This window comes from Streptomyces endophytica (assembly GCF_026153355.1).
Lineage (GTDB): Bacteria > Actinomycetota > Actinomycetes > Streptomycetales > Streptomycetaceae > Streptomyces > Streptomyces endophytica.
In genome coordinates, this window is sequence record NZ_CP110636.1 from 4,033,100 (window position 1) to 4,055,444 (window position 22,345).

Here is a 22,345-nt window from a genome sequence, read left to right on the forward strand (position 1 = left end):
CCCCCTGGCCCGGAGCGCGCCGAGGGCCCTGGGGGAGGGCGACCATCGCGGCGGCGACCCCGGCGGCCACCGCCCGGCCGCCGTAGATCCCCTCACCGTCATGGCTGACCGTGCCGTCGATGGCGACCAGCCGGGCGGCCTCGGCGGGCCGGCCGGCCGCGAACACCCCGAACGGCGCGGCGCGCATCGCCAGCCCGTCGCTCCAGGCGTGCCGGTGCTGCGCGGAGATCGGGGCGGCCAGGCCGCGCCGCAGGTTCTCCAGGGTGCCGCGCTCGCTGAAGCCGGCGCCGCGGAACGGGCCCTCGTCCCGGTCGGCGATCCACTGATGCCAGGCCGCCTCGACGTCCGCGACGGTCAGTGCCGAGCCGTGCGCGGCCAGCAGCAGCCCGGAGAAGATCGCGTACTCGGTGTCGTCGGTGCCCGCCGGGTCGTCCTCGACGTAGCCCTCGATCCGGCCCCAGCGGCGGCGGATCTGCGAGGGCTTCATGTTCTCCGCGGGGGCGCCCAGCGCGTCCCCCACGGCGAGCCCGAGCAGCGCCCCGCGGGCCCGGTCGCGTACGCCGTCGCCGGCCGGGCCCGGGGCGCCCGGCGCCGGGACGGGGGGTCCGCTGCGCTCATGGTGCTATGCGTGCCACGCGGTGCCCCGGCTCTCCTGCGCCGGGCCGCGAGGTCACCCGGTCGACGCCCCGGCCGGGACGCCCCTACGGACCCACGACCGGGCCCGCAAGCGGCCCGATCACCGCCCGTGACCGGCCTCCCATTACCGACTTTTTGAAGAAACCGCAGGTCAGCGCGGTAAGTTCGGCCTTCCTTGCTAGCGGCGGAGGGTGATCCCCGCATAACTTCGAGGGTTGCAGGGGGAAGTGCCGCCATCGGCCCACACCTCGCGGAAGGGAGCAGGTCCCGATATGTCCGTCATGGAGATCATGGATGCCGCGGCGCCGACGCATGTGGCACACCGCGACAACCACACCCACCGCGATGTCAACGGCGGCTGGCTGCGCCCCGCCGTCTTCGGCGCGATGGACGGTCTGGTCTCGAACCTCGCCCTGATGACGGGTGTCGCGGGCGGTGCGCTGTCACAGCAGACGATCATCATCACCGGCCTCGCCGGGCTGGCCGCCGGTGCCTTCTCGATGGCCGCGGGGAGTACACCTCGGTCGCCTCGCAGCGCGAGCTGGTGCAGGCCGAGCTGGACATCGAGCGCGACGAGCTGCGCAAGCACCCCAAGGACGAGCAGGAGGAGCTCGCGGCCCTCTACGAGTCCCGCGGCGTCGAGCCGGAGCTCGCCCGCCAGGTCGCCGAACAGCTTTCCCGCGACCCCGAGCAGGCGCTGGAGATCCATGCCCGCGAGGAATTGGGAATAGACCCGTCCGACCTTCCTTCTCCGACCGTTGCCGCCATTTCTTCCTTTGGATCCTTTGCGCTGGGCGCGCTTCTGCCTGTCCTTCCTTACCTGTTGGGGCTTCCGCGATCTGGCCCGCGGTGCTGCTCGCGCTGGTCGGACTGTTCGCCTGCGGGGCCGTCGTGGCGCGGGTGACGGCCCGCTCCTGGTGGTACAGCGGACTGCGCCAACTCGCCCTCGGCGGCGCCGCCTCGGGTGTGACGTACGCCCTGGGAGCACTGTTCGGAACCGTCGTAGGGTGACGCGTCATACGGGTGACTGCATAATTAACCCGTTACCCCGCGGTTTCGGTTTGTTGACGACCGGGCATAAGCCCCAGGCGTCGCGGGCAATGTCGCTCGCCGAACGCCGCCTTGTGGGACGGCTGATTTCCGTCCGCGTCCACGACTCACCGCGCGTGCGGTGTCCGCATGTTGGAAGCCTCTTTTCGGTTCTCGGGAAGCGGGCCATCCTGTAACCTGCACGAAATTTCGCGGAGGGCCAACGTCGTCCCTCGGCAATGCCTATGCCACGACGACGTTGGGAGAGCCGATGCGTTTCGCGTCCACGCACTCCGCGACCACCAGCAGCGCCCACGCCGCCTGGTCGCCCATGGACGGGCGCCCCGCCCAGCAGGGGATGTACGACCCGCGCAACGAGCACGACGCCTGCGGCGTCGGCTTCGTGGCCACCCTCACCGGCGAGGCCAGCCACGCACTGGTCGAACAGGCGCTCACCGTCCTGACGAACCTGGAGCACCGCGGTGCCACCGGCTCCGAGCCCGACTCGGGCGACGGCGCCGGCATCCTGCTCCAGGTCCCGGACGCGTTCCTGCGCGAGAACGTCACGTTCGAGCTCCCCGAGGCCGGCGCCTACGCCGTCGGCATCGCCTTCCTGCCGTCCGACGCCCAGGCCGCCGCCGACGCCGTCTCCCGTATCGAGACGATCGCCGGCGAAGAGGGCCTGGACGTCATCGGCTGGCGCGTCGTCCCGGTCGCCCGCAGCTGCTCGGGAACGGCGCCCGCGCCACCATGCCGGCCTTCTCCCAGCTCTTCGTCGCCGACGGCGAGAACACCGGCCTGGCGCTGGACCGCAAGGCCTTCGCGCTGCGCAAGCGCGCCGAGCGCGAGGCCGGGGTCTACTTCCCCTCGCTGTCCGCCCGCACGATCGTGTACAAGGGCATGCTGACCACCGGCCAGCTGGAGCCCTTCTTCCCGGACCTGTCCGACCGCCGCTTCGCCACCGCGATCGCCCTCGTCCACTCCCGCTTCTCCACCAACACCTTCCCGAGCTGGCCGCTCGCGCACCCCTACCGCTTCGTCGCGCACAACGGCGAGATCAACACCGTCCAGGGCAACCGCAACTGGATGCGCGCCCGCGAGTCCCAGCTCGCCTCGAAGCTCTTCGGCGCGGAGAACGCCGGGAAGCTGGAGCGGCTGTTCCCGGTCTGCACCCCGGACGCCTCCGACTCCGCCTCCTTCGACGAGGTCCTGGAGCTGCTCCACCTCGGCGGCCGCTCGCTGCCGCACTCCGTGCTGATGATGGTCCCGGAGGCGTGGGAGAACTCCACCTCCATGGACCCGGCCCGGCGCGCCTTCTACCAGTACCACTCCACGATGATGGAGCCCTGGGACGGCCCCGCCTGCGTCACCTTCACCGACGGCACCCAGGTCGGCGCGGTCCTCGACCGCAACGGCCTGCGCCCCGGCCGCTACTGGGTCACCGACGACGGTCTGGTCGTGCTCTCCTCCGAGGTCGGCGTCCTCGACATCGACCCCGGCAAGGTCGTCCGCAAGGGCCGCCTGCAGCCCGGCAAGATGTTCCTCGTCGACACCGTCGAGCACCGCATCATCGAGGACGACGAGATCAAGGCGCAGCTCGCCGCCGAGCAGCCCTACCAGGAGTGGCTGGACTCCGGTCTGATCGAGCTCGCCGACCTGCCCGAGCGCGAGCACATCGTGCACACCCACGCCTCGGTCACCCGCCGCCAGCAGACCTTCGGCTACACCGAGGAAGAGCTGCGGGTGCTGCTCGCCCCCATGGCCAAGGCCGGCGCCGAGCCGATCGGCTCGATGGGCACCGACTCGCCGATCGCCGCGCTCTCCGAGCGCCCCCGGCTGCTCTTCGACTACTTCACCCAGCTCTTCGCGCAGGTCACCAACCCGCCGCTGGACGCCATCCGCGAGGAACTGGTCACCTCGCTGATCTCCTCCCTCGGCCCCCAGGGCAACCTCCTGGAGCCCACCGCGGCCTCCTGCCGCAGCGTGACCCTGCCCTTCCCGGTCATCGACAACGACGAGCTGGCCAGGCTCATCCACATCAACGCCGACGGCGACATGCCCGGCATGAAGGCCGTGACCCTCTCCGGCCTCTACCGGGTCTCCGGCGGCGGCGAGACGCTGGCCGCCCGCATCGAGGAGATCTGTGCCGAGGCCGACGCCGCCATCGCCGACGGCGCCCGCCTCATCGTGCTCTCCGACCGGCACTCCGACGCCGAGCACGCGCCGATCCCGTCGCTGCTGCTGACCGCCGCGGTCCACCACCACCTCATCGCCACCAAGACCCGCACCCAGGTCGGGCTGCTCGTCGAGGCCGGTGACGTCCGCGAGGTGCACCACGTCGCCCTGCTCATCGGCTACGGCGCCGCCGCGGTCAACCCCTACCTGGCCATGGAGTCCGTCGAGGACCTGGTCCGCGCCGGCACCTTCCTGCCCGGCATCGAGCCCGAGGCGGCCATCAAGAACCTCATCAAGGCGCTCGGCAAGGGCGTGTTGAAGGTCATGTCCAAGATGGGCATCTCCACCGTCGCCTCCTACCGCGGCGCGCAGGTCTTCGAGGCCGTCGGCCTGGACGAGGAGTTCGTCGCCCAGTACTTCCACGGCACCGCCACCAAGATCGGCGGCGCCGGCCTGGACGTCATCGCCAAGGAGGTCGCGGCACGGCACGCCAAGGCCTACCCGGCCTCCGGCATCGCCGCCACGCACCGCGCGCTGGAGATCGGCGGCGAGTACCAGTGGCGCCGCGAGGGCGAACCGCACCTCTTCGACCCGGACACCGTCTTCCGGCTGCAGCACGCCACCCGCAGCCGCCGCTACGACATCTTCAAGAAGTACACCGAGCGGGTCAACGAGCAGTCCGAGCGCCTGATGACGCTCCGCGGCCTGTTCGGCTTCAAGTCCGACCGCCCGTCCATCCCCCTGGACGAGGTCGAGTCGGCCGCCGACATCGTCAAGCGCTTCTCCACCGGCGCCATGTCGTACGGCTCCATCTCCCAGGAGGCGCACGAGACCCTCGCCATCGCCATGAACCAGCTGGGCGGCAAGTCCAACACCGGTGAGGGCGGCGAGGACCCCGAGCGCCTCTACGACCCGGCGCGCCGCTCGGCCATCAAGCAGGTCGCCTCCGGCCGCTTCGGCGTCACCAGCGAGTACCTCGTCAACTCCGACGACATCCAGATCAAGATGGCGCAGGGCGCCAAGCCCGGCGAGGGCGGCCAGCTGCCCGGCCACAAGGTCTACCCCTGGGTCGCCAAGACCCGGCACTCCACCCCCGGCGTCGGCCTGATCTCCCCGCCGCCGCACCACGACATCTACTCCATCGAGGACCTCGCCCAGCTGATCCACGACCTCAAGAACGCGAACCCGCAGGCGCGGATTCACGTCAAGCTGGTCTCCGAGGTCGGCGTCGGCACGGTCGCCGCGGGCGTCTCCAAGGCCCACGCGGACGTCGTGCTCATCTCCGGCCACGACGGCGGTACCGGTGCCTCCCCGCTGACCTCGCTGAAGCACGCGGGCGGCCCCTGGGAGCTCGGCCTCGCCGAGACCCAGCAGACCCTGCTGCTCAACGGCCTGCGCGACCGCATCGTCGTGCAGACCGACGGCCAGCTCAAGACCGGCCGCGACGTCGTCATCGCCGCCCTGCTGGGCGCCGAGGAGTACGGCTTCGCGACCGCACCGCTGGTCGTCTCCGGCTGCGTCATGATGCGCGTCTGCCACCTGGACACCTGCCCGGTCGGCATCGCCACCCAGAACCCGACGCTGCGCGAGCGGTTCAACGGCAAGGCCGAATACGTCGTCAACTTCTTCCAGTTCATCGCCGAAGAGGTCCGCGAGCTCCTGGCCGAGCTGGGCTTCCGCAGCCTCGACGAGGCCATCGGCCACGCCGAACTCCTCGACACCACCCGGGCCGTCAGCCACTGGAAGGCGCAGGGCCTCGACCTCGCCCCGCTGCTGCACGTCCCCGAGCTGTCCGACGGCGCGGTCCGCCACCAGGTCGTCGAGCAGGACCACGGCCTGGAGAAGGCGCTCGACAACGAGCTGATCAAGCTCGCCGCCGACGCGCTGGCCGCGGACACCGCCGAGGCCGCCCAGCCGGTCCGGGCCCAGGTCGCGATCCGCAACATCAACCGGACCGTCGGCACCATGCTCGGCCACGAGGTGACGAAGAAGTTCGGTGGCGCCGGCCTGCCCGACGACACCATCGACATCACCTTCACCGGCTCGGCCGGCCAGTCCTTCGGCGCGTTCCTGCCGCGCGGCATCACGCTGCGCCTGGAGGGCGACGCCAACGACTACGTCGGCAAGGGCCTGTCCGGCGGCCGGATCGTGGTCCGCCCGGACCGCGGCGCGGACCACCTCGCCGAGTACTCCACCATCGCCGGCAACACCCTCGCCTACGGCGCCACCGGCGGCGAGCTGTTCCTGCGCGGCCGGGTCGGCGAGCGGTTCTGCGTCCGCAACTCCGGTGCCACGGTGGTCTCCGAGGGCGTCGGCGACCACGGCTGCGAGTACATGACCGGCGGCAACGCGGTCGTCCTGGGCGAGACCGGCCGCAACTTCGCGGCGGGCATGTCCGGCGGCTTCGCCTACGTCATCGACCTGGACAGGAACAACGTCAACAAGGAACTCGCCGGCGCGGTGCACCCGCTGGACGAGAACGACAAGCAGTGGCTGCACGACGTGGTGCGCCGCCACCAGGAGGAGACCGGCTCCACCGTCGCCGAGAAGCTCCTCGCCGACTGGGATGCCGCGGCCCCGCGGTTCAGCAAGGTCATCCCGCCCACGTACCAGGCAGTGCTCGCCGCCAAGGAAGCCGCCGAGCAGGCCGGGCTCTCCGAGTCCGAGACCCACGAGAAGATGATGGAGGCGGCGACCAATGGCTGACCCCAAGGGCTTCCTGACCCACGAGCGCGAGACTGCCAAGACCCGCCCCGTCGAGGAGCGCGTCCAGGACTGGAACGAGGTCTACCAGCCCGGCTCCCTGCTGCCGATCATCAGCAAGCAGGCGTCGCGCTGCATGGACTGCGGCATCCCCTTCTGCCACAACGGCTGCCCGCTCGGCAACCTCATCCCCGAGTGGAACGACTACGCCTACCGCGGGGACTGGACCGAGGCCAGCGAGCGGCTGCACGCGACCAACAACTTCCCGGAGTTCACCGGTCGCCTCTGCCCCGCGCCCTGTGAGGCCGCCTGTGTGCTGGGCATCAACCAGCAGCCGGTGACCATCAAGAACGTCGAGGTCTCCATCATCGACAAGGCGTGGGACAACGGCGACGTCACCCCGCAGCCGCCCGAGCGCCTCTCCGGCAAGACCGTCGCCGTCATCGGCTCCGGACCGGCCGGTCTCGCCGCCGCCCAGCAGCTGACCCGGGCCGGCCACACGGTCGCGGTGTACGAGCGCGCGGACCGCATCGGCGGCCTGCTCCGCTACGGCATCCCCGAGTTCAAGATGGAGAAGCGCCACATCAACCGCCGCATCGAGCAGATGCGCGCGGAGGGCACCAAGTTCCGCACGGAGGTGGAGATCGGCCGCGACATCGACGCGGCGAAGCTCCGCAAGCGCTACGACGCGGTCGTCATCGCCGCCGGCGCCACCACCTCCCGCGACCTCCCGGTGCCCGGCCGGGAGCTCAAGGGCATCCACTTCGCGATGGAGTACCTGCCGCTCGCCAACAAGGTGCAGGAGGGTGACCTGACGGTCGCCCCGATCACCGCCGAGGGCAAGCACGTGGTCGTCATCGGCGGCGGCGACACCGGCGCGGACTGCGTCGGCACCGCCCACCGCCAGGGCGCGGCCTCCGTCACCCAGCTGGAGATCATGCCCCGCCCGGGCGAGGAGCGGAACGCGGTGACGCAGCCGTGGCCGACCTTCCCGATGCTCTACAAGGTCACCTCCGCGCACGAGGAGGGCGGCGAGCGGGTCTACTCCGTCTCCACCACCCACTTCGAGGGCGACGAGGACGGCAACGTCAAGGCGCTGCACCTGATCGAGGTGGAGTTCAAGGACGGCAAGCTGGAGCAGAAGCCCGGCACGGAGCGGGTCATCCCCGCCGACCTGGTCACCCTCGCCATGGGCTTCACCGGCACCGACCAGCAGAACGGCCTGGTCGAGCAGTTCGGCCTGGAGCTCGACGCCCGCGGCAACGTCGGCCGCGACGCCGACTTCGCCACCAACGTCCCCGGCGTGTTCGTCGCCGGTGACGCCGGCCGCGGCCAGTCGTTGATCGTGTGGGCCATCGCCGAGGGCCGTTCCGCCGCCCGCGGTGTGGACCGCTTCCTGACGGGAGCCAGCGCCCTGCCGGCCCCCATCAAGCCGACGGACCGCGCACTGGCCGTCTGACCCGGCGCGCACCTCGCGCGACCGGCCCTGAATGTCCCGTACAACGTCGTACGGAGGCACGGGAACCGGGCCCGCCCCGGATCCCGTCCGCGGCGCCTGTCTTTTCTCCCCGACCGGAGGGCAGGCGCCGCGGGTCTTTCCGGAAACGCCGCACCTGCCGGAATGCCCACGCCCCCGGCGCCCCCTCAACGCCCCCGCGCCCCCTCAACTCCCCCTACGAACCGCTGCGTTCGGAAGTCGGGTAGCGGCGGCCCAGCTGGCGGGCCATCTCCCGGGCGGGGGCCGGCGCGGTCTGGGCCGGGGGAGCGGCCGACGGCCGGAAGTCGTGCACCGGTGGATGCCACGCCCCCAGGTCGATCCGCCGGTCGCTCAGCGGCAGCACCCACCGCGGGTCCGCGTGCACCCGCAGCACCTGTGCCTCGATCTGCGTCCACGCCCCGTCGGTCACCGTACGCTCGCCGACCCGGCGGGCCTCCAACTGCACCGGGCAGTGCGCCAGCCGGGGCGGCCGCACCAGCTCCGACGGCTCCGTCCACGGTGCGTCCGCCGAGGACGGCAGCGCCCCCGGTCCCTCTTCGGTCCCCGTTGCGTCCGGCGGCAGATTGAACACGACGTCCGGGCGCACCGCGAGGTTCCTGGCGGTACGCCCCCGGGTCGGCAGCCAGAGGCTCACGACCGGGCCGAGCTCCCACCGGATCCGCAGCTCGACCAGGACGAAGGTTCCGTCGTCGTTCTCCGTGGACAGCAGCGCCGGGGTGACCGAACTGCTCTTCTCCAGCGCGCCTCTCATGCCGTTGAGGATAGAAGCCGGATGGTTCGGCGCTCACCGAAATGTTATCAGAGGTTACTCTGTGTACATGAAACGATGGGACGCCGATCAGGAAAAACTCGCGGAGACCCCCGATCTCGCCGCGCTCGCGGCGCTGCTCGCGGACCGCACCCGCGCCGCCATCTGCATGGCCCTGCTCGACGGCGGCACCTGGACCGCCGGAGAACTCGCCGAATACGCCGCGGTGGCACCCTCCACGACCACCGAGCACCTCAACCTCCTGGTCGCCGGCGGGCTGCTCGCCGAAGAACGCCAGGGGCGGCGTCGCTACGTCCGCCTGGCCGGCCCGGACACCGCGGAAACCCTGGAGAACCTCGCCGGACTCGCCCCCTACCGCCCGGTCCCGATCCGCTCACTGGCCGAGGCCAACCAGCGCCGGGCCCTGCACCACGCCCGTACCTGCTACGACCACATCGCCGGCGCCCTGGGCTGCGCCCTCGCCGAGGTGATGACCGAACGCGGCCTGCTGGCCCGGGAATACGGCCTGGTCCTCACCGCCGCCGGCGCCCACTGGCTGGCCGCCCTCGGCATCCCCGACACCGGCCCGTCCCTCGCCCACCGCGCCCACGTCCGTACGTGCCTCGACTGGACGGTGCGGCGCCCGCACCTCTCCGGTGCGCTCGGCGCCGCCCTCTACCGCCACACCCTGGAGCGCCGATGGATCGTCAAGTCCCCGACCACCCGCATCCTCAGCGTCACCGAAGCCGGCCGCACGGCCTTCCGCGACCGCCTCGGCCTCCCCGACGAGGCCCTCTCACCGTCCCTGACCTTCCCCGCACCGCGCGGCTGACGGCCGCGGTCAGGCCCGGTCGTCGGATGCCCGGTCCCCGGAAGTCCGCTCGTCGGACGCCTGGTTGCCGGCTTCCCGGCTGTCCGACGACCCGTCGTCGCCGGTCATGAGACGGGCCGGGAAACCGCCGGTGGCGATCGGGCCCCAGCGCAGCGGGGTCACCCGGATCAGTGACTTGCCCTGCTTGCGCATCGCCTCGCGGTACTCGTCCCAGTCCGGGTGCTCACCGGCGATGTTGCGGTAGTACTCGACCAGCGGCTCGACCGACTCCGGCGCGTCGATGACCTCCGCCTCCCCGTCGACCTGCACCCACGGGCCGTTCCACTCGTCGGACAGCACCAGCACGCTGGCCGACGCCACCCGCCGCAGGTTGCGGACCTTGGCCCGCTCCGGATACGTCGACATCACCAGCCGGCCGGAGTCGTCCACCCCGCAGGTCAGCGGCGACGCCTGCGGGGTGCCGTCGGAGCGGCGGGTGAGCAGGATCGCGCGGTGCCGGGGGCGGACGAACTCCAGCAGCTCGGGCAGGTCGACACGGGTGGTGGTGGCGAGGGAAGGGCTCATACGGGGAGGGTAGGCGCTGGAGCGCGCTCCAAGGCGCATGCCGCAGCGCCGTGCCTGTCGGCCCGTCGGCCCCGCCGGCCGGCCAGCCCTCGGACCCTTCTCCGGTCAGCCCTTCAGCAGTTGCTTGCCGGTGGCCGCGTCGACGACCTTGCGGTCACCGAGGGCGTCCTTCAGCCGTATCGTCACCTTGTCGGTGGCCAGCATCTCGGTGCACATTCCCTTGGAGCTCTTGCGCTTGCCCCAGCCGGTGACGACCACGAGCCCCTTCGACTCGTGGCTGCGCGCGCCGAAGTGGGCGTCGCAGGGGCTGTGCCCGACGGTCACGGTGATCTCCCGGGCCTTGCCGGCGTCCTTGGGCGGCTGGGCCTTCACCAGCGGCAGCAGCGCCTGCTGCCGGCCGTGCACCGGCGAGACCTTCGGCCAGTCCCGCACGATCTGGTCCGCCCGCTGCTCGAACGCGTCCGGCTTCTTCGGCGGCGGGGCGCTGCCGACCTTCTGCGGTTCCTTGCCGCAGCCGGACAGGGCCACGGCGCCGGACACCGCCAGCGCCAGCGCGGCGGTGAGCGTACGGGTGCGGGAGTGGGGGATTCCTCGCATGACATGCCTCCTCGGTTCACGGATGGGACGTAGCGCACGCAAGACCGGTTCCGGCCGGATTTCGCCGGCCCTGGTCACGCGCGCGCCCCGCCCCGATCCGCGGTGCCACGCCCGTGCCCGTCCGTTCGCCGTTCGCTCAATCCGCCCACGGCGCAATCCGGCGACCGGTGCCGCGCCCCGCGGTTAGCGTCCGGCCATGGACCCTCTCACCCGTATCAGCCGTGCCGTCTGGCAACTCCCCTTCCCCACCGGGCACGTTTACCTCGTCGCGCTGCCCGACGACGGGTTCGCCCTGGTCGACACCGGCGTCCCCGGTTCCGCGCCGGCCGTTCTCGACGCGCTCGCCCGGCTCGGCGGCCGCCCGGACCGGCTGCGGCAGATCGTGCTCACCCACCACCACGTGGACCACATGGGTTCCGCCGCCGACCTCGTCGAGGCCACCGGGGCCGAGGTGCTGGCCGGCGCGCCGGACGCCCCCTACGTCCGCGGCACCGCCGCCGAGCCCGCGCCCGTCCTCACCGAGGCCGAACGCCGGCTGCACGAAGGAGTGATGGCCGGCTTCGCGGCCGCCGGCGTCCCGCCGCTGCGGCACCTCGCCGTCGACCGGGAACTCCACGACGGCGACACCCTCGACGGCTGGCCGGAGCCGGTCCGGGTGCTCGCGGTCCCCGGTCACACGCCCGGCGGGATCGCCCTGCATCTGCCCGCGAGCGGGCTGCTGTTCCCCGGGGACGTCATCGGCGCCTCCCCGGACGGCGACCGTGCCGTGCTCGGGCCGTTCAACGTCTCGCGGGAGCAGGCCGAGGCCTCCTTCCGGCGGCTGGCCGCGCTCGACGACGTCGGGACGGTGTGTGTGGCGCACGGCGGGCCGATCCGGGAGAACGCCCGGGCGGTGCTGGCCGCGGCCACCCCGGAGGCGGACTGGCGGTAGCCGCACCACCGGCCCGTGCCGCACCCGGCGCCGCCCCTCACCCCGACTCCCGCGCCTCGACCCGGAACGTGCCCAGCCGATGGACCGCGGAGGCCCGGTCCGGGTCGCGGATCAGCGCCGCGACCAGGGCGGCGATCCGGTCCGGCGGGGTGATCTCGGCGCGGACGCTGGTCAGCCGGGGACGCAGCAGCCGGGCCAGCAGCAGATCGTCCGCGCCGACCACGCCGATCTCGTCCGGCCCGGTGCCGACGGTGTGCCCGGCGTCCTGCAGGGCCCGCATCAGCAGCATCGCGTACTCGTCGTTGTAGGCGAACACCCCGTCCAATCCCAGCCCGGGCCAGCGGGCCGCCAGCCGGGCCGCGGACTCCTCGGTCGGTTCCAGGTCGAGCGGACGCACCTCGGTGCCGGGCCGGCCGGCCGCCGCCTCCCGCACGCCCGCCAGGCGCGGCCCGGCGAAGTCCGCCAGGCCCGGATCGGCGGGCCGGACCACCCCGATCCGGCGCCGGCCGCCGGCCAGCAGGTGCCCGCCCGCCCGCAGCCCGGCCTCCCGCTGGTCGAGCAGCAGGGCATGGGCGCCGGGCGGCGCGGACGGCCCGTGGGTGAGGACCGCGGCGGTGCCCGCGCGGTGCAGCAGGTCGACCGCGGCGGCGTCCAACGGCGGGCCGTGCAGCGCCAGTACGGCGGCCGGCCGCAGTTCGGCCCAGGCGCGGGCGGCCGCCATCGGCGGGGCGGCGGGCGCGCCGTGCAGCACGCCGGTGTAGCCGAGGCCGTGCAGCGCGGTCTGGAAACCGGCCAGGAAGCGGGTGAAGAGCGGACCGAAGGCCGGGACGGTGTCGGCGGGGGCGGCCAGCAGCACGATGCTGCCCCGCCCGGCCCGCAGGGTCCGTGCCGCGGCGTGCGGCACGTACCCCAGCTCCTCGGCGGCGGCCCGGACCCTGGCCTGGGTGCGGGCCCCGACCCGGCCTTCGGCCTGGCCGTTCAGGACGTACGAGACCGTCGCGCGCGAGACCCCGGCGAGCCGGGCAACGGCCGCGCTGGTCGGGGAGTCGGGGTGGCCCGGGGGCCGGCTGGGTCAGTCATCCTGCGGGGCATCCTCGCACAGGGGTTTTGCCCGGCGGGCCCGGGCGCGGCTGGTTCCCCGCCCCTCCTTACACGTGTAACGTCGGCCGGGTGCGCCCCGGCCGGGGAGAGCCGGCCCGGGGCGCCGCCCACCGGAGCGCGGACGTACGGGAGAGAGGTACGGGTATGCAGCTGCACACCCACGAATGGGGCGCCGGCGGCCGGACCGCGGTGCTGGTCCACGGAATGATGTCCGACCACCGCACCTGGCACCGGGTCGGCCCGGCGCTCGCCGACCGGGGCTACCGGGTGCTCGCCGTCGACCTCCGCGGCCACGGCCGCAGTCCGCGCGGGGAGTACGGCGCCGAACTCTTCGCCGAGGACCTCGTGGAGACCCTGCCCGCCGCGCCCGAGGTCGTCATCGGGCACTCCCTGGGCGGCCTCGCGCTCTCGCTGGCCGTGGAGCGGCTGCAGCCGCGGCGCGCGGTCTACTGCGATCCGGCCTGGTCACTGGGCCGCACCGGGCAGCCCGTCGACCCGGCCGTGTTCCTGCCGTTCAAGAACGCCGACCGGGCGATGGTGCGCGGCTTCAACCCGCGCTGGTCCGACGCCGACGTCGACATCGAACTGGCCACGCTCGCCGACTGGGACACCGCGACCGCGCTCGCGCTGTCCGGCGAACACCGCACGGACCGCACGCCGGAGAAGCCGGTCGTCCCCTCGCTGGTGCAGATCGCGGGGGAGGGGTTCCTCTTCACCGACGAGGCGGCCGCCGAACTCACCCGGCGCGGCTTCGAGGTCCGTACCGTGCCCGGCGCCGGCCACACCATCCACCGCGACGACTTCGAGGGCTTCCTGACGGGGCTGGAGGGCTGGGTCTAGCCCGCCCGGGCCACCAGGCCGCCTGGTCAGGCGTCAGGTGTCGCAGTCCAGCAGCGTCTTGCACAGCCCGCACCGCGCCTGCAGCCGCCCCCGTACCGGCAGGCGCAGACGCTGGTGGCAGGCGGGGCAGGGGAACGACACCCGCAGCGGGGCCGGGCCCTCGACGGTGTAGTCGTCCCCGCCCGGCCCGGACGGCCGGCCGGAGTGCCCGGGATCCCGGGCCGCCCGCCGGTCCTTGGCGTAGCGGAGCCGGGCGGCCCACCCGGCGGCGGCCAGCGGCGGCCGCCGCAGGTCCTGCCGGGCCCGCGCCGCGCCCGCGGTGTACGCGTCGTACGCCTGCGGGCTGGTGAACCACGGCGCCGGGTCCTCCCCGAAGAACGCGGCCCGTTTGGCGAGCACATAGCCGAACTCCTCCGGCGTCAGATAGCCGAGCTTCTGCGAGGACGGGCCGTGCTCGCGGTAGGCGTCCAGCAGCAGCCAGCCCGCGCCGAGGTAGGTGGTGGCGGTGTCGGTGAGGATCTCGTTGTCGCGGGTGCCGGGGAACGACAGGTCCAGGCGGTGCAGGTAGACGTGCATCACCTCGTGGGCCAGCGCGGCGCCGATGTCCTTGCGGTGGCCGCGGAAGCGGTCGTTGAGCTCGATGAAGTACTCGGGCCCCGCGGTCAGTTCGACGTTCGCGGCGTGCTCCATCTCCCGGAAGCTCACCACGATCCGCGCGTCGGGCAGATGCAGCTGCCGCACCAGTGCGCGGGCGATCCGCTGGGCGCCGAGATGCAGGTCCTCGGTGTCGTCGAAGGCCACGTCGACCGGCAGCACGCTGGTGCCGAAGGTGCTCACCGTGTCGTACGACAGCCGGGTGAACAGCGCGTGCACGGCCGAACGGACCGTGTCGAGGTGGGATAGCCGTGCTCGATGCCGCGGTCACCGGTCGTCATCCGGCCACTGTACGGCGCCGCCGGGAATGTCCGGTACGGCCCTCGGGGCGTGGCTGCCGCGGGAGTTGGCCGGATGCGCACCCTTGTCACCCCGATCTGACACTCCGGATAATCACAGGGCGCTCCACGGACTCATCCCCCACTGGGTCCGGACGCCAAGCGGCGGGCCGTCGTCCTCCACATTGATCCTTCGACGGCCACCTGGGCTCCGGTGTTGGCATGGGCTCGTCAGCGACGTGCAACCCCCCACGAAAGGAAGCCCGTTGCGCAGCTACCGGAAGCTCCTCACGAGAACCACCGCCCTCGGCGCGGTCGCCCTGGCGGCCTTCAGCCTCCAGCCCGGCACCGCCTCCGCCGCCCCCGCACCCGACCCGTCCGGCTCCGTGCACACCAAGGTCGTCGGCGGCACCAAGGCCGACCAGGGTGAATTCCCCTTCATGGTCCGGCTGTCGATGGGCTGCGGCGGCGCCCTCTACGCCAAGGACATCGTGCTGACCGCGGCGCACTGCGTCGACAAAAGCGGTGACAACACCTCCATCACCGCCACCGCCGGCGTGGTGGACCTCCAGGACTCCGCCGCCGTCAAGGTCAACTCCACCAAGGTGCTGCAGGCCCCCGGCTACAACGGCAAGGGCAAGGACTGGGCGCTGATCAAGCTCGCCAAGCCGATAGACCAGCCCACCCTGAAGATCGCCGAGGACACCAAGCTCAACAACGGCGACTTCACCATCGCCGGCTGGGGCGCCGACAAGGAGGGCGGCGACCAGCAGCGCTACCTGCTCAAGGCGACCGTCCCGTTCGTCGACGACGCCACCTGCCAGAAGGCGTACGGCGACCAGCTCACGCCCGGCGACGAGATCTGCGCCGGCAAGCTGGACACCGGCGGCATCGACACCTGCCAGGGCGACTCCGGCGGCCCGATGTTCCGCAAGGACGACGCCGGCCAGTGGCTCCAGGTCGGCATCGTCTCCTGGGGCGAGGGCTGCGCACGGCCCGGCAAGCCCGGCGTCTACTCCGAGGTGAGCACCTTCGCCGCGGACATCAAGAAGGCCGCGGGCCAGCTCGGCGGCTGACCCCGCCCCTGCACCACCCACGCACCGAAGGGCCCGGGAGCCGCTCCCGGGCCCTTCGCCGCGCCCGGACGCCCGGGACCTCGGTCCCCGCCCGCCGGGACCTTCGTCCCGCCCCGCCCGGGACCGAGCGCACCCCTCCGGCCGGGCCTTGTGCCGCCGCCGATGACCGTAGGACCCATGGGCGGGCGGCGCCCGGCTGCCTAGCGTGAACGGCATGCCCACCGACCCCCGCACCCGGCCCCCGGGCCCCGACCGCGACCCCGACCGCGACCGCGACCGCGACCGCGACCGCGACCGCCGCGCCACCGTCCTCGCCGCCGTCCTCCTCGCCGCGTCCGCCGCCGCCCTGGCCTACGTCCTGCTCGGCGGCCACCACGGCCCCGTCGAATGCCCCGCCGGCACCGCCCACCCCGCCCGGCCGCCCGCCGCCCCGCGCTGAGCCGCCACCCCGGACCGCCCGCCGGCCCCGACCACCCCGGTCCGCAACCCGCCCCTCCGCCACATCTGTCCAACACCTCCCCCTCCTTTGTCCATAGGCGCACCCCCCGCGCCCGCAGCACGCTGTCCGCCGACAGGAAGTGCCGCCCGAAGGAGGACAGCGCGCGTGAACGAACAGACCGGTGCCCCGCGCGGGCCCAGCCGCAGAAAGGTCGTCGCCGCCACCGCGCTCGCCCCGGTCGCCGGGGCCCTCCCGCTCGGCGCCCGCACCGCCTCGGCCGCGCCCCGCGCCGCCGAGGCCGTGCTGCGGTCCGACGCACTGGAGGTCCGCGTCGACACCGCCTTCCCGCGCATCGTCTCCTACACCGACCGCGCCACCGGAGCCGTCCTGCACGGCCAGCACACCCCGGTCACCCAGGTCCTCGTCGACGGCACCGCCCGCACTCCGCAGGTCACCCACCGGGCCCGCGCCGACCGCGCCACCTACACCCTCACCTTCGACGGCGGCACCACCGTCACCGTCGAGATCACCGTCCAGGACCGGCGGACCACCTGGCGGGTCACCCGCATCGCCGACACCCCCGCCCTGCGCGTCGGCACGCTCCAGATCCCCGGCCTCGCCCTGCTCTCCGTACGCAGCGACCAGCCCGGCGCGACCCTGCTCGCGGCCCGCATCGAACTCGACAAGGCCAAGAGCGGCGACACCCTCGTCGAGGTCACCGACCACACCCCCGCCGAGGCCGCCCCCACCGGCTGCGCCTACGCCGTCGTCGCCACCGACCAGCTGGCCGCCGGCATCGAGACCAACACCGTCTACGACAAGCCCACCGGCGCCACCACCTGGGAGAACGGCCGGCTGTGGCGGCAGACCGTGCAGGGCGACGGCTTCGTGGCGGCCACCCTCACCCCCGGGCAGTGGACCCACCGCGCGGCCGGCCAGCCGACGGGCGCCACCGACCCGCTGCCGTACGCGACCGTCATCGTCACCGGCGACCGCAACGGCGACGGCCGCACCGACTGGCAGGACGCCGCGATCGCCCTGCGCGACATCATGGTCATGCCGCTCGGCGCCGACGAACAGCACCTCCGGGTCGTCCCGCACATCCCGTTCAACTTCGCCAGCCAGGCCACCAACCCGTTCCTCGCCACCCTCGACCACGTCAAACGGATCGCCCTGGCCACCGACGGACTACGGCAGTTCACCCTCCTCAAGGGCTACCAGTCCGAAGGCCACGACTCCGCCCACCCCGACTACGGCGGCAACTACAACGAACGGGCCGGCGGCCTCGCCGACCTCAACACCCTGCTGCGCGCCGGAAAGAAGTGGAACAGCGACTTCGCGGTGCACGTCAACGCCACCGAGTCCTACCCCGTCGCGCACGCCTTCTCCGAGCAGCTCGTCAACAAGGACGACAAGCAGTGGGACTGGCTCGACCAGTCCTACCGCATCGACGCCCGCCGCGACCTCGTCGCCGGCACCATCGCCGCCCGCTTCGCCCGGCTCCGCAAGGAGACCGACCCCGCCCTGACCACCCTCTACCTCGACGTCTTCCGGGAATCCGGCTGGAACTCCGACCGCCTCCAGCGCCATCTGCGCGACCAGGGCTGGCAGATCGCCACCGAATGGGGCCACGGCCTGGAACGGTCCTCCCTCTGGTCGCACTGGGCCAACGAGACCGACTACGGCCCCGACACCTCCCGCGGCATCAACTCCCGGCTGATCCGCTTCCTGCGCAACCACCACAAGGACGTCTTCGCCAACAAGTGGCCCACCCTCCTCGGCAGCGGCCGCATGGGCAACTTCGAGGGCTGGGTCGGCAAGACCGACTGGCACGCCTTCTACGCCATCATCTGGACCGACGCCCTCCCCGCCAAATACCTCCAGGCCTACCCGATCAAGACCTGGACCGACCACGAGATCACCTTCGAGGGCCCCACCCACACCGCCGTCAGCGACACCGGCGGCACCCGCCGGATCACCACCGACGGCCGGCTGGTCTACGACGGCGGCAGCTACCTGCTCCCCTGGGAACCCCGCCGCGCCACCGACCCCGGCAAGCTCTACCACTACAACCCCCGCGGCGGCACCACGAGTTGGGACCTGCCCCGCGGCTGGTCCACCGCCACCACCGTGCACGCCTACCGGCTCACCGACCAGGGCCGCACCCGGCACACCCGGCTGCCGGTCCGCGCCGGCCGGATCACCCTCACCGCCGAGGCCGGCGTGCCGTACGTCGTCCACCGCGACCCGGCCCCCGCCCAGCCCGACCCCCGCTGGGGCGAAGGCACCCCGCTGACCGACCCCGGCTTCCACTCCGGCACCCTCGACGCCTGGCGGACCACCGGACCGGCCACCGTCCGGGCCAGCGACCGCGGTGACCACGAACTCGTCATCGGCGCCGGCCCGGCCGCCCGCGTCGCCCAGAACCTCACCCGCCTCGCCCCCGGCAGCTACGCCGCCTCCGTCCAGGTCGAGGTCGGCGCCACCCCCGGCGAACGCCGCCGCGCCGCCCTGGAGATCCGCACCGCCGACGGCCTCACCACCGCCAACTGGACCGACACCTCCACCGCCGGCAACTACGTCGCCGCCGACCGCAAGTCCGGCACCCGCTTCCAGCGCCTCTTCACCCACTTCACCGTCCCCGAAGGCGGCGGCCCCACCACCCTCGCCCTCACCGCCGCCGCCGGAGCGGCCCGGATCCGCTTCGACAACGTCCGCGTCGTCCCCGCCACCCCCACCACCAAGAAGGGCACCCTCGTATACGAGGACTTCGAGCACGTCCCCCAGGGCTGGGGCGTCTTCGTCAAGGGCGACGCCGGCGGCAGCACCGACCCCCGCACCCACATCGCCCAGCGGCACGCCCCCTACACCCAGGCCGGCTGGAACGGCAAGGCCATCGACGACGTCATCGACGGCGGCCAGTCCCTCAAGTCCCGCGGCGAGAACACCGGCCTGGTCTACCGCACCGTCCCGCACACCGTCCGCTGCACCCCCGGCCACCGCTACCGCGTGACCTTCCGCTACGAGAACGAACGCGCCGGCCAGTACGCCTGGATCACCGCCGTCGACGACCCCGCACCCCGCGAACTGACCCGCACCCCGCTCCCCGTCGCCACCCGGCCCACCACCCACACCTACGAGTTCACCGCGCCCGCCACCGGCGAAGCATGGATCGGGCTGCACAAAACCGGCGACGACGGAACCGCGGAGTTCGTCCTGGACTCTTTCGAGGTGCGCGAGGTGTAGTCGGAGCCGTGGGAGCGGGTCGGTGCGCCCCCACGGCTCCCCACCCGCGGCGGTCAACCCGCCGCGGGCACCAGACCGGGCGCCCCGGCCCCTTCCCCCACAGCGGCCGGGGCGCCCTCCCACTCCCACACCAGCACCTCGTTGCGGCCCGCCCGCAGCACCGGCCCCGGCACATACAGCGCACGCTGCGGCCCCACCGCCCGATAGCGGCCCAGACAGAACCCGTTGACCCACACGAACCCGTGCACCCAGCCCGGCAGCGTCACCTCCGCGTCCCCCGGCCGCCCCGCCACCGTCACCACCCCCCGGTACAGCCCCGCCCCGCCCGCCGCCCGCGCCACCGGCCCGAACGGCACCTTCTCCAACGCCCCCGGCTGCTCCAGCGCGTCCAGCCGCAGCCCCCGCGACCGCACCCCGTGCAGGAACTGCCGCTCGTGCAGCAACCCGCCCGTGATCCCCTTCGGCTCACCCAGCCGCGGACCGTAGTTGACCCGCCCCAGCGACTGCACCCACACCTCCACCGACGCCGGTCCCGCCACGTCCCCCACCACCGCGTCCTCGCCGTCCACCACCGCCCGCCGCACCCCGTCGACGCACACCACCGCCCGGTCCCGCACCCCCCGCAGCCGCAGCGGATATCCCTCCCGCGGCCCCGGCACCGCCACCCGGTAACGGACCAGCCCCCGGTCCACACCCAGCTCCTCGAACGTCGCCGGACCGCCGCCCACCACCTCGGCCCCGCCCAGCGCGTCCATCACCGCCCCGGCCGGCGCCCACGCCACCAGCTCCACCACCGCCGCGGACGACAGCACCGGCAGCGGCTCCGGCACCGCCGGCAGCGGCCCTTCGGCCCACTCCGCCAGCACCTCCCGGAACCGCCGGAACTTCTCCGTCGGCCGCCCCCGCTCGTCCACCGGCGCCCCGTAGTCGTACGACGTCACCGTCGGCAGCAACGCCCCGTCGTGCAGCTCACCCGCCCGGTTCGCCCCCGCCCACCCGCCGAAACTCGTCCCGCCGTGCGCCATGTAGACGTTCACCGAGGCACCGCACTGAAGGATCTCCCGCAACGCCCCGGCCGCGTCCGCCGCCTCCCGCGGCTCCGCCACCCGGCCCCAGTGCGCGAACCACCCGCACCAGAACTCCATGCACATCAACGGCCCCGCCGGCCGGTGCCGCCGCAGCGCCGCGAACGCCTCCCGCGCCCCGCTGCCGAAATTCGCGGTGGCCAGCACCCCCGGCACCGCACCACCCGTCAGCATGTGGTCCTCCGGCCCGTCCGACGTGAACAGCGGCACCTCCACCCCGAGCTCCCGCAGCCGCCCCACGATCCACTCCAGATACCGCACATCACTGCCGTACGAGCCGTACTCGTTCTCCGCCTGCACCATGACCACCGGACCACCCCGCCCGTCCGGCCCCGCCACGGTGCACTGCCGCGCCACGACCTGCGGCAGCAACCGCCCGAACCACCCCTCCACCGCCCGCAGATACGCCGCGTCCCGCGTCCGCACCCGCGACCCCAGCGGCCCCGTCAGCCACTCCGGCAGCCCGCCGTTCTCCCACTCCGCGCAGATGTACGGCCCCGGACGGACGATCGCCCACAGTCCCGCCGCCCGCACCGCGTCCAGGAACCGGCCCGGCGCCTCCGCGTCCCGGAACTCCCCGGGCCGCGGCTCGTGCAGATTCCACGGCACATAGGTCTCCACACAGTTCAGACCCATCGCCTTCAGCATCGCCAGCCGGTGCCCCCACTGCGCCTCGTGCACCCGGAAATAGTGCAGCGCCCCCGACAGCAACCGCACCGGCCGCCCGTCCAGCTCGAAATCCCGCTCGCCCACCACGAACCGTGCCACCACGCCCCCTCCCAGGCCGCCCGCGCCCGCCCGGCCGGGCCGACCGGGCACACGCGGGCGCGCTCACCTCACCGATCACCCTCGCCCTCTGGCGGCCCGCCGGTCCATGGACAAAGATCGGCGTTGTTTGGACGGAAGCGGTCAGGGCGGGCCCCGGATCAACCAGACCCGAACGACCCGGAAGACACCGCCCGGTACGGAGCGACGGGAGCCCCGGCGTGTACCACACCTGGATGCGCTACTTCACCCCGAGCCCGGTCCACCACCGGCTCGGCCTGGTCTGCCTGGGCGTCGGCCTCCAGCACGGCACCCTCCCCCGGTCGGCCCCCGCACCCTCGACCACCACGTCGCCATCGTCATCCGCGCCGGCCGCGGCTGGTACACCACCCCCGACGGCCACCGCCACACCCTCACCGCCCCCGCACTCCTCTGGATCCTCCCCGGCGTCACCCACCACTACGGCGCCGACCCCGACACCGGCTGGGACGAAAGCTTCGTCGACTTCACCGGCCCCGCCACCGCCACCTACACCGAACTCGGCTACATCGACCCCGACCACCCCGTCGTCCCCCTCGCCGACACCGGCCCCGCCCGCACCGCCATCGGCAAGATCGCCCGCGCCGCCCGCCGCGGCAACCCCCTCCTCGACGTCGAGACCGCGGCCGCCGTCCACGAACTCCTCGTCGCCCTGCGCCGCGCCCGCGCCGACACCGACGCCGACGGCGACCCCGTCCTGGCCGCCCTCGCCCGCGACGCCTTCCTCCCCCTCTCCGTCGCCGAACACGCCGCCCGCCACGGCATGACCCCCACCGAACTCCGCACCGCCGTCCGCCGCGGCGCCGGCTGCAGCCCCAAGGACTATCTCCTCGGCATCCGCCTCGGCCGCGCCAAGGAACTCCTCGTCGGCACCGAACTCCCGGTCGCCGCCGTCGCCCGCCGCGTCGGCTACGACGACCCCGCCTACTTCAGCCGCCTCTTCACCCGCCGCGTCGGCACCGCCCCCGTCCGCTTCCGCGACCGCCAGGTCAAAAGCGTCCCCGGCGGCTGGTCCACCCAGATCCCCGACCCCGACAACCCACCCCTCGTCGGCTGACCCGCCCCGCCCACCGCCCCCCGGCGAACCCCCGTGCGCCGCCGACCGACCG

The 22,345-nt window shown here is 73.2% G+C and carries 10 protein-coding genes and 7 pseudogenes; 10 read left to right on the plus strand and 7 right to left on the minus strand.

Annotation, left to right across the window (positions count from 1 at the left end):
• Positions 1–94 precede the first annotated feature (94 nt).
• Positions 95–487: pseudogene (locus tag OJ254_RS31670) on the minus strand (ADP-ribosylglycohydrolase family protein); the annotation flags it as partial.
• 430 nt (positions 488–917) lie between these two features.
• Here OJ254_RS31670 and OJ254_RS17990 point away from each other — a divergent pair.
• The 3 genes and pseudogenes from OJ254_RS17990 (at position 918) to OJ254_RS18000 (ending at position 8,002) form a co-directional block, all read left to right on the plus strand.
• Positions 918–1,647 (plus strand): annotated as a pseudogene (locus tag OJ254_RS17990) (VIT1/CCC1 transporter family protein).
• A 376-nt stretch (positions 1,648–2,023) separates the two neighbouring features.
• Positions 2,024–6,546, plus strand: a pseudogene (gene gltB / locus OJ254_RS17995) (glutamate synthase large subunit).
• Complete coding sequence (locus OJ254_RS18000) at positions 6,539–8,002, plus strand: glutamate synthase subunit beta (protein WP_265363151.1); 1,464 nt, start codon at positions 6,539–6,541, stop codon at positions 8,000–8,002. Before gltB ends, OJ254_RS18000 begins: the two are co-directional and overlap by 8 nt.
• A gap of 214 nt (positions 8,003–8,216) precedes the next feature.
• Here the strand turns inward: OJ254_RS18000 and OJ254_RS18005 are convergent, their stop codons facing one another.
• Positions 8,217–8,792, minus strand: a complete 576-nt coding sequence (locus OJ254_RS18005; RefSeq protein WP_265363152.1) for a hypothetical protein — start codon at positions 8,790–8,792, stop codon at positions 8,217–8,219.
• 67 nt (positions 8,793–8,859) lie between these two features.
• Here OJ254_RS18005 and OJ254_RS18010 point away from each other — a divergent pair, with 67 nt between their 5' ends.
• A complete protein-coding gene (locus OJ254_RS18010; protein WP_265363153.1) occupies positions 8,860–9,621 on the plus strand; it encodes an ArsR/SmtB family transcription factor in 762 nt (253 codons plus the stop codon).
• Between the two features lie 96 nt (positions 9,622–9,717).
• Here the strand turns inward: OJ254_RS18010 and OJ254_RS18015 are convergent.
• Both OJ254_RS18015 and OJ254_RS18020 read right to left on the minus strand, forming a co-directional pair.
• Positions 9,718–10,185, minus strand: a pseudogene (locus OJ254_RS18015) (PPOX class F420-dependent oxidoreductase); the annotation flags it as partial.
• Between the two features lie 105 nt (positions 10,186–10,290).
• Positions 10,291–10,782, minus strand: coding sequence for a hypothetical protein (locus tag OJ254_RS18020; protein WP_265363154.1), 492 nt, complete (start codon positions 10,780–10,782; stop codon positions 10,291–10,293).
• 196 nt (positions 10,783–10,978) lie between these two features.
• Here OJ254_RS18020 and OJ254_RS18025 point away from each other — a divergent pair, with 196 nt between their 5' ends.
• On the plus strand, positions 10,979–11,713 hold the full coding sequence (locus tag OJ254_RS18025; RefSeq protein WP_265363155.1) for an MBL fold metallo-hydrolase: 735 nt from the start codon (positions 10,979–10,981) through the stop codon (positions 11,711–11,713).
• A 37-nt stretch (positions 11,714–11,750) separates the two neighbouring features.
• On the opposite strand, the pseudogene OJ254_RS18030 reads toward OJ254_RS18025, so the two are convergent.
• Positions 11,751–12,779: pseudogene (locus OJ254_RS18030) on the minus strand (LacI family DNA-binding transcriptional regulator); the annotation flags it as partial.
• A gap of 179 nt (positions 12,780–12,958) precedes the next feature.
• On the opposite strand from OJ254_RS18030, the gene OJ254_RS18035 reads away from it, so the two are divergent.
• Positions 12,959–13,654: an alpha/beta fold hydrolase gene (locus OJ254_RS18035; protein WP_265363156.1), complete on the plus strand. Its 696-nt coding sequence runs from the start codon at positions 12,959–12,961 to the stop codon at positions 13,652–13,654.
• A gap of 33 nt (positions 13,655–13,687) precedes the next feature.
• On the opposite strand, the pseudogene OJ254_RS18040 reads toward OJ254_RS18035, so the two are convergent.
• A pseudogene (locus tag OJ254_RS18040) lies at positions 13,688–14,589 on the minus strand (hypothetical protein).
• Positions 14,590–14,852: 263 nt separating this feature from the next.
• On the opposite strand from OJ254_RS18040, the gene OJ254_RS18045 reads away from it, so the two are divergent.
• The 3 genes from OJ254_RS18045 to OJ254_RS18055 all read left to right on the plus strand — a co-directional run bounded on the left by OJ254_RS18045 (position 14,853) and on the right by OJ254_RS18055 (position 19,347).
• Entirely contained in the window at positions 14,853–15,662 is an 810-nt protein-coding gene (locus tag OJ254_RS18045; protein WP_265363157.1) for a S1 family peptidase, read from the plus strand.
• Positions 15,663–15,876: 214 nt separating this feature from the next.
• Positions 15,877–16,101, plus strand: a complete 225-nt coding sequence (locus OJ254_RS18050; protein ID WP_265363158.1) for a hypothetical protein — start codon at positions 15,877–15,879, stop codon at positions 16,099–16,101.
• A 165-nt stretch (positions 16,102–16,266) separates the two neighbouring features.
• Positions 16,267–19,347 carry an endo-alpha-N-acetylgalactosaminidase family protein gene (locus tag OJ254_RS18055; RefSeq protein ID WP_265363159.1) on the plus strand — a complete coding sequence of 1,027 codons (3,081 nt, stop codon included), beginning with the start codon at positions 16,267–16,269 and terminating at the stop codon, positions 19,345–19,347.
• A gap of 53 nt (positions 19,348–19,400) precedes the next feature.
• On the opposite strand, the gene OJ254_RS18060 is transcribed toward OJ254_RS18055, so the two are convergent.
• Positions 19,401–21,200 carry a glycoside hydrolase family 35 protein gene (locus OJ254_RS18060; protein ID WP_265365212.1) on the minus strand — a complete coding sequence of 600 codons (1,800 nt, stop codon included), beginning with the start codon at positions 21,198–21,200 and terminating at the stop codon, positions 19,401–19,403.
• Positions 21,201–21,418: 218 nt separating this feature from the next.
• Here OJ254_RS18060 and OJ254_RS18065 point away from each other — a divergent pair.
• Positions 21,419–22,293: pseudogene (locus tag OJ254_RS18065) on the plus strand (helix-turn-helix domain-containing protein).
• Positions 22,294–22,345 lie beyond the last annotated feature (52 nt).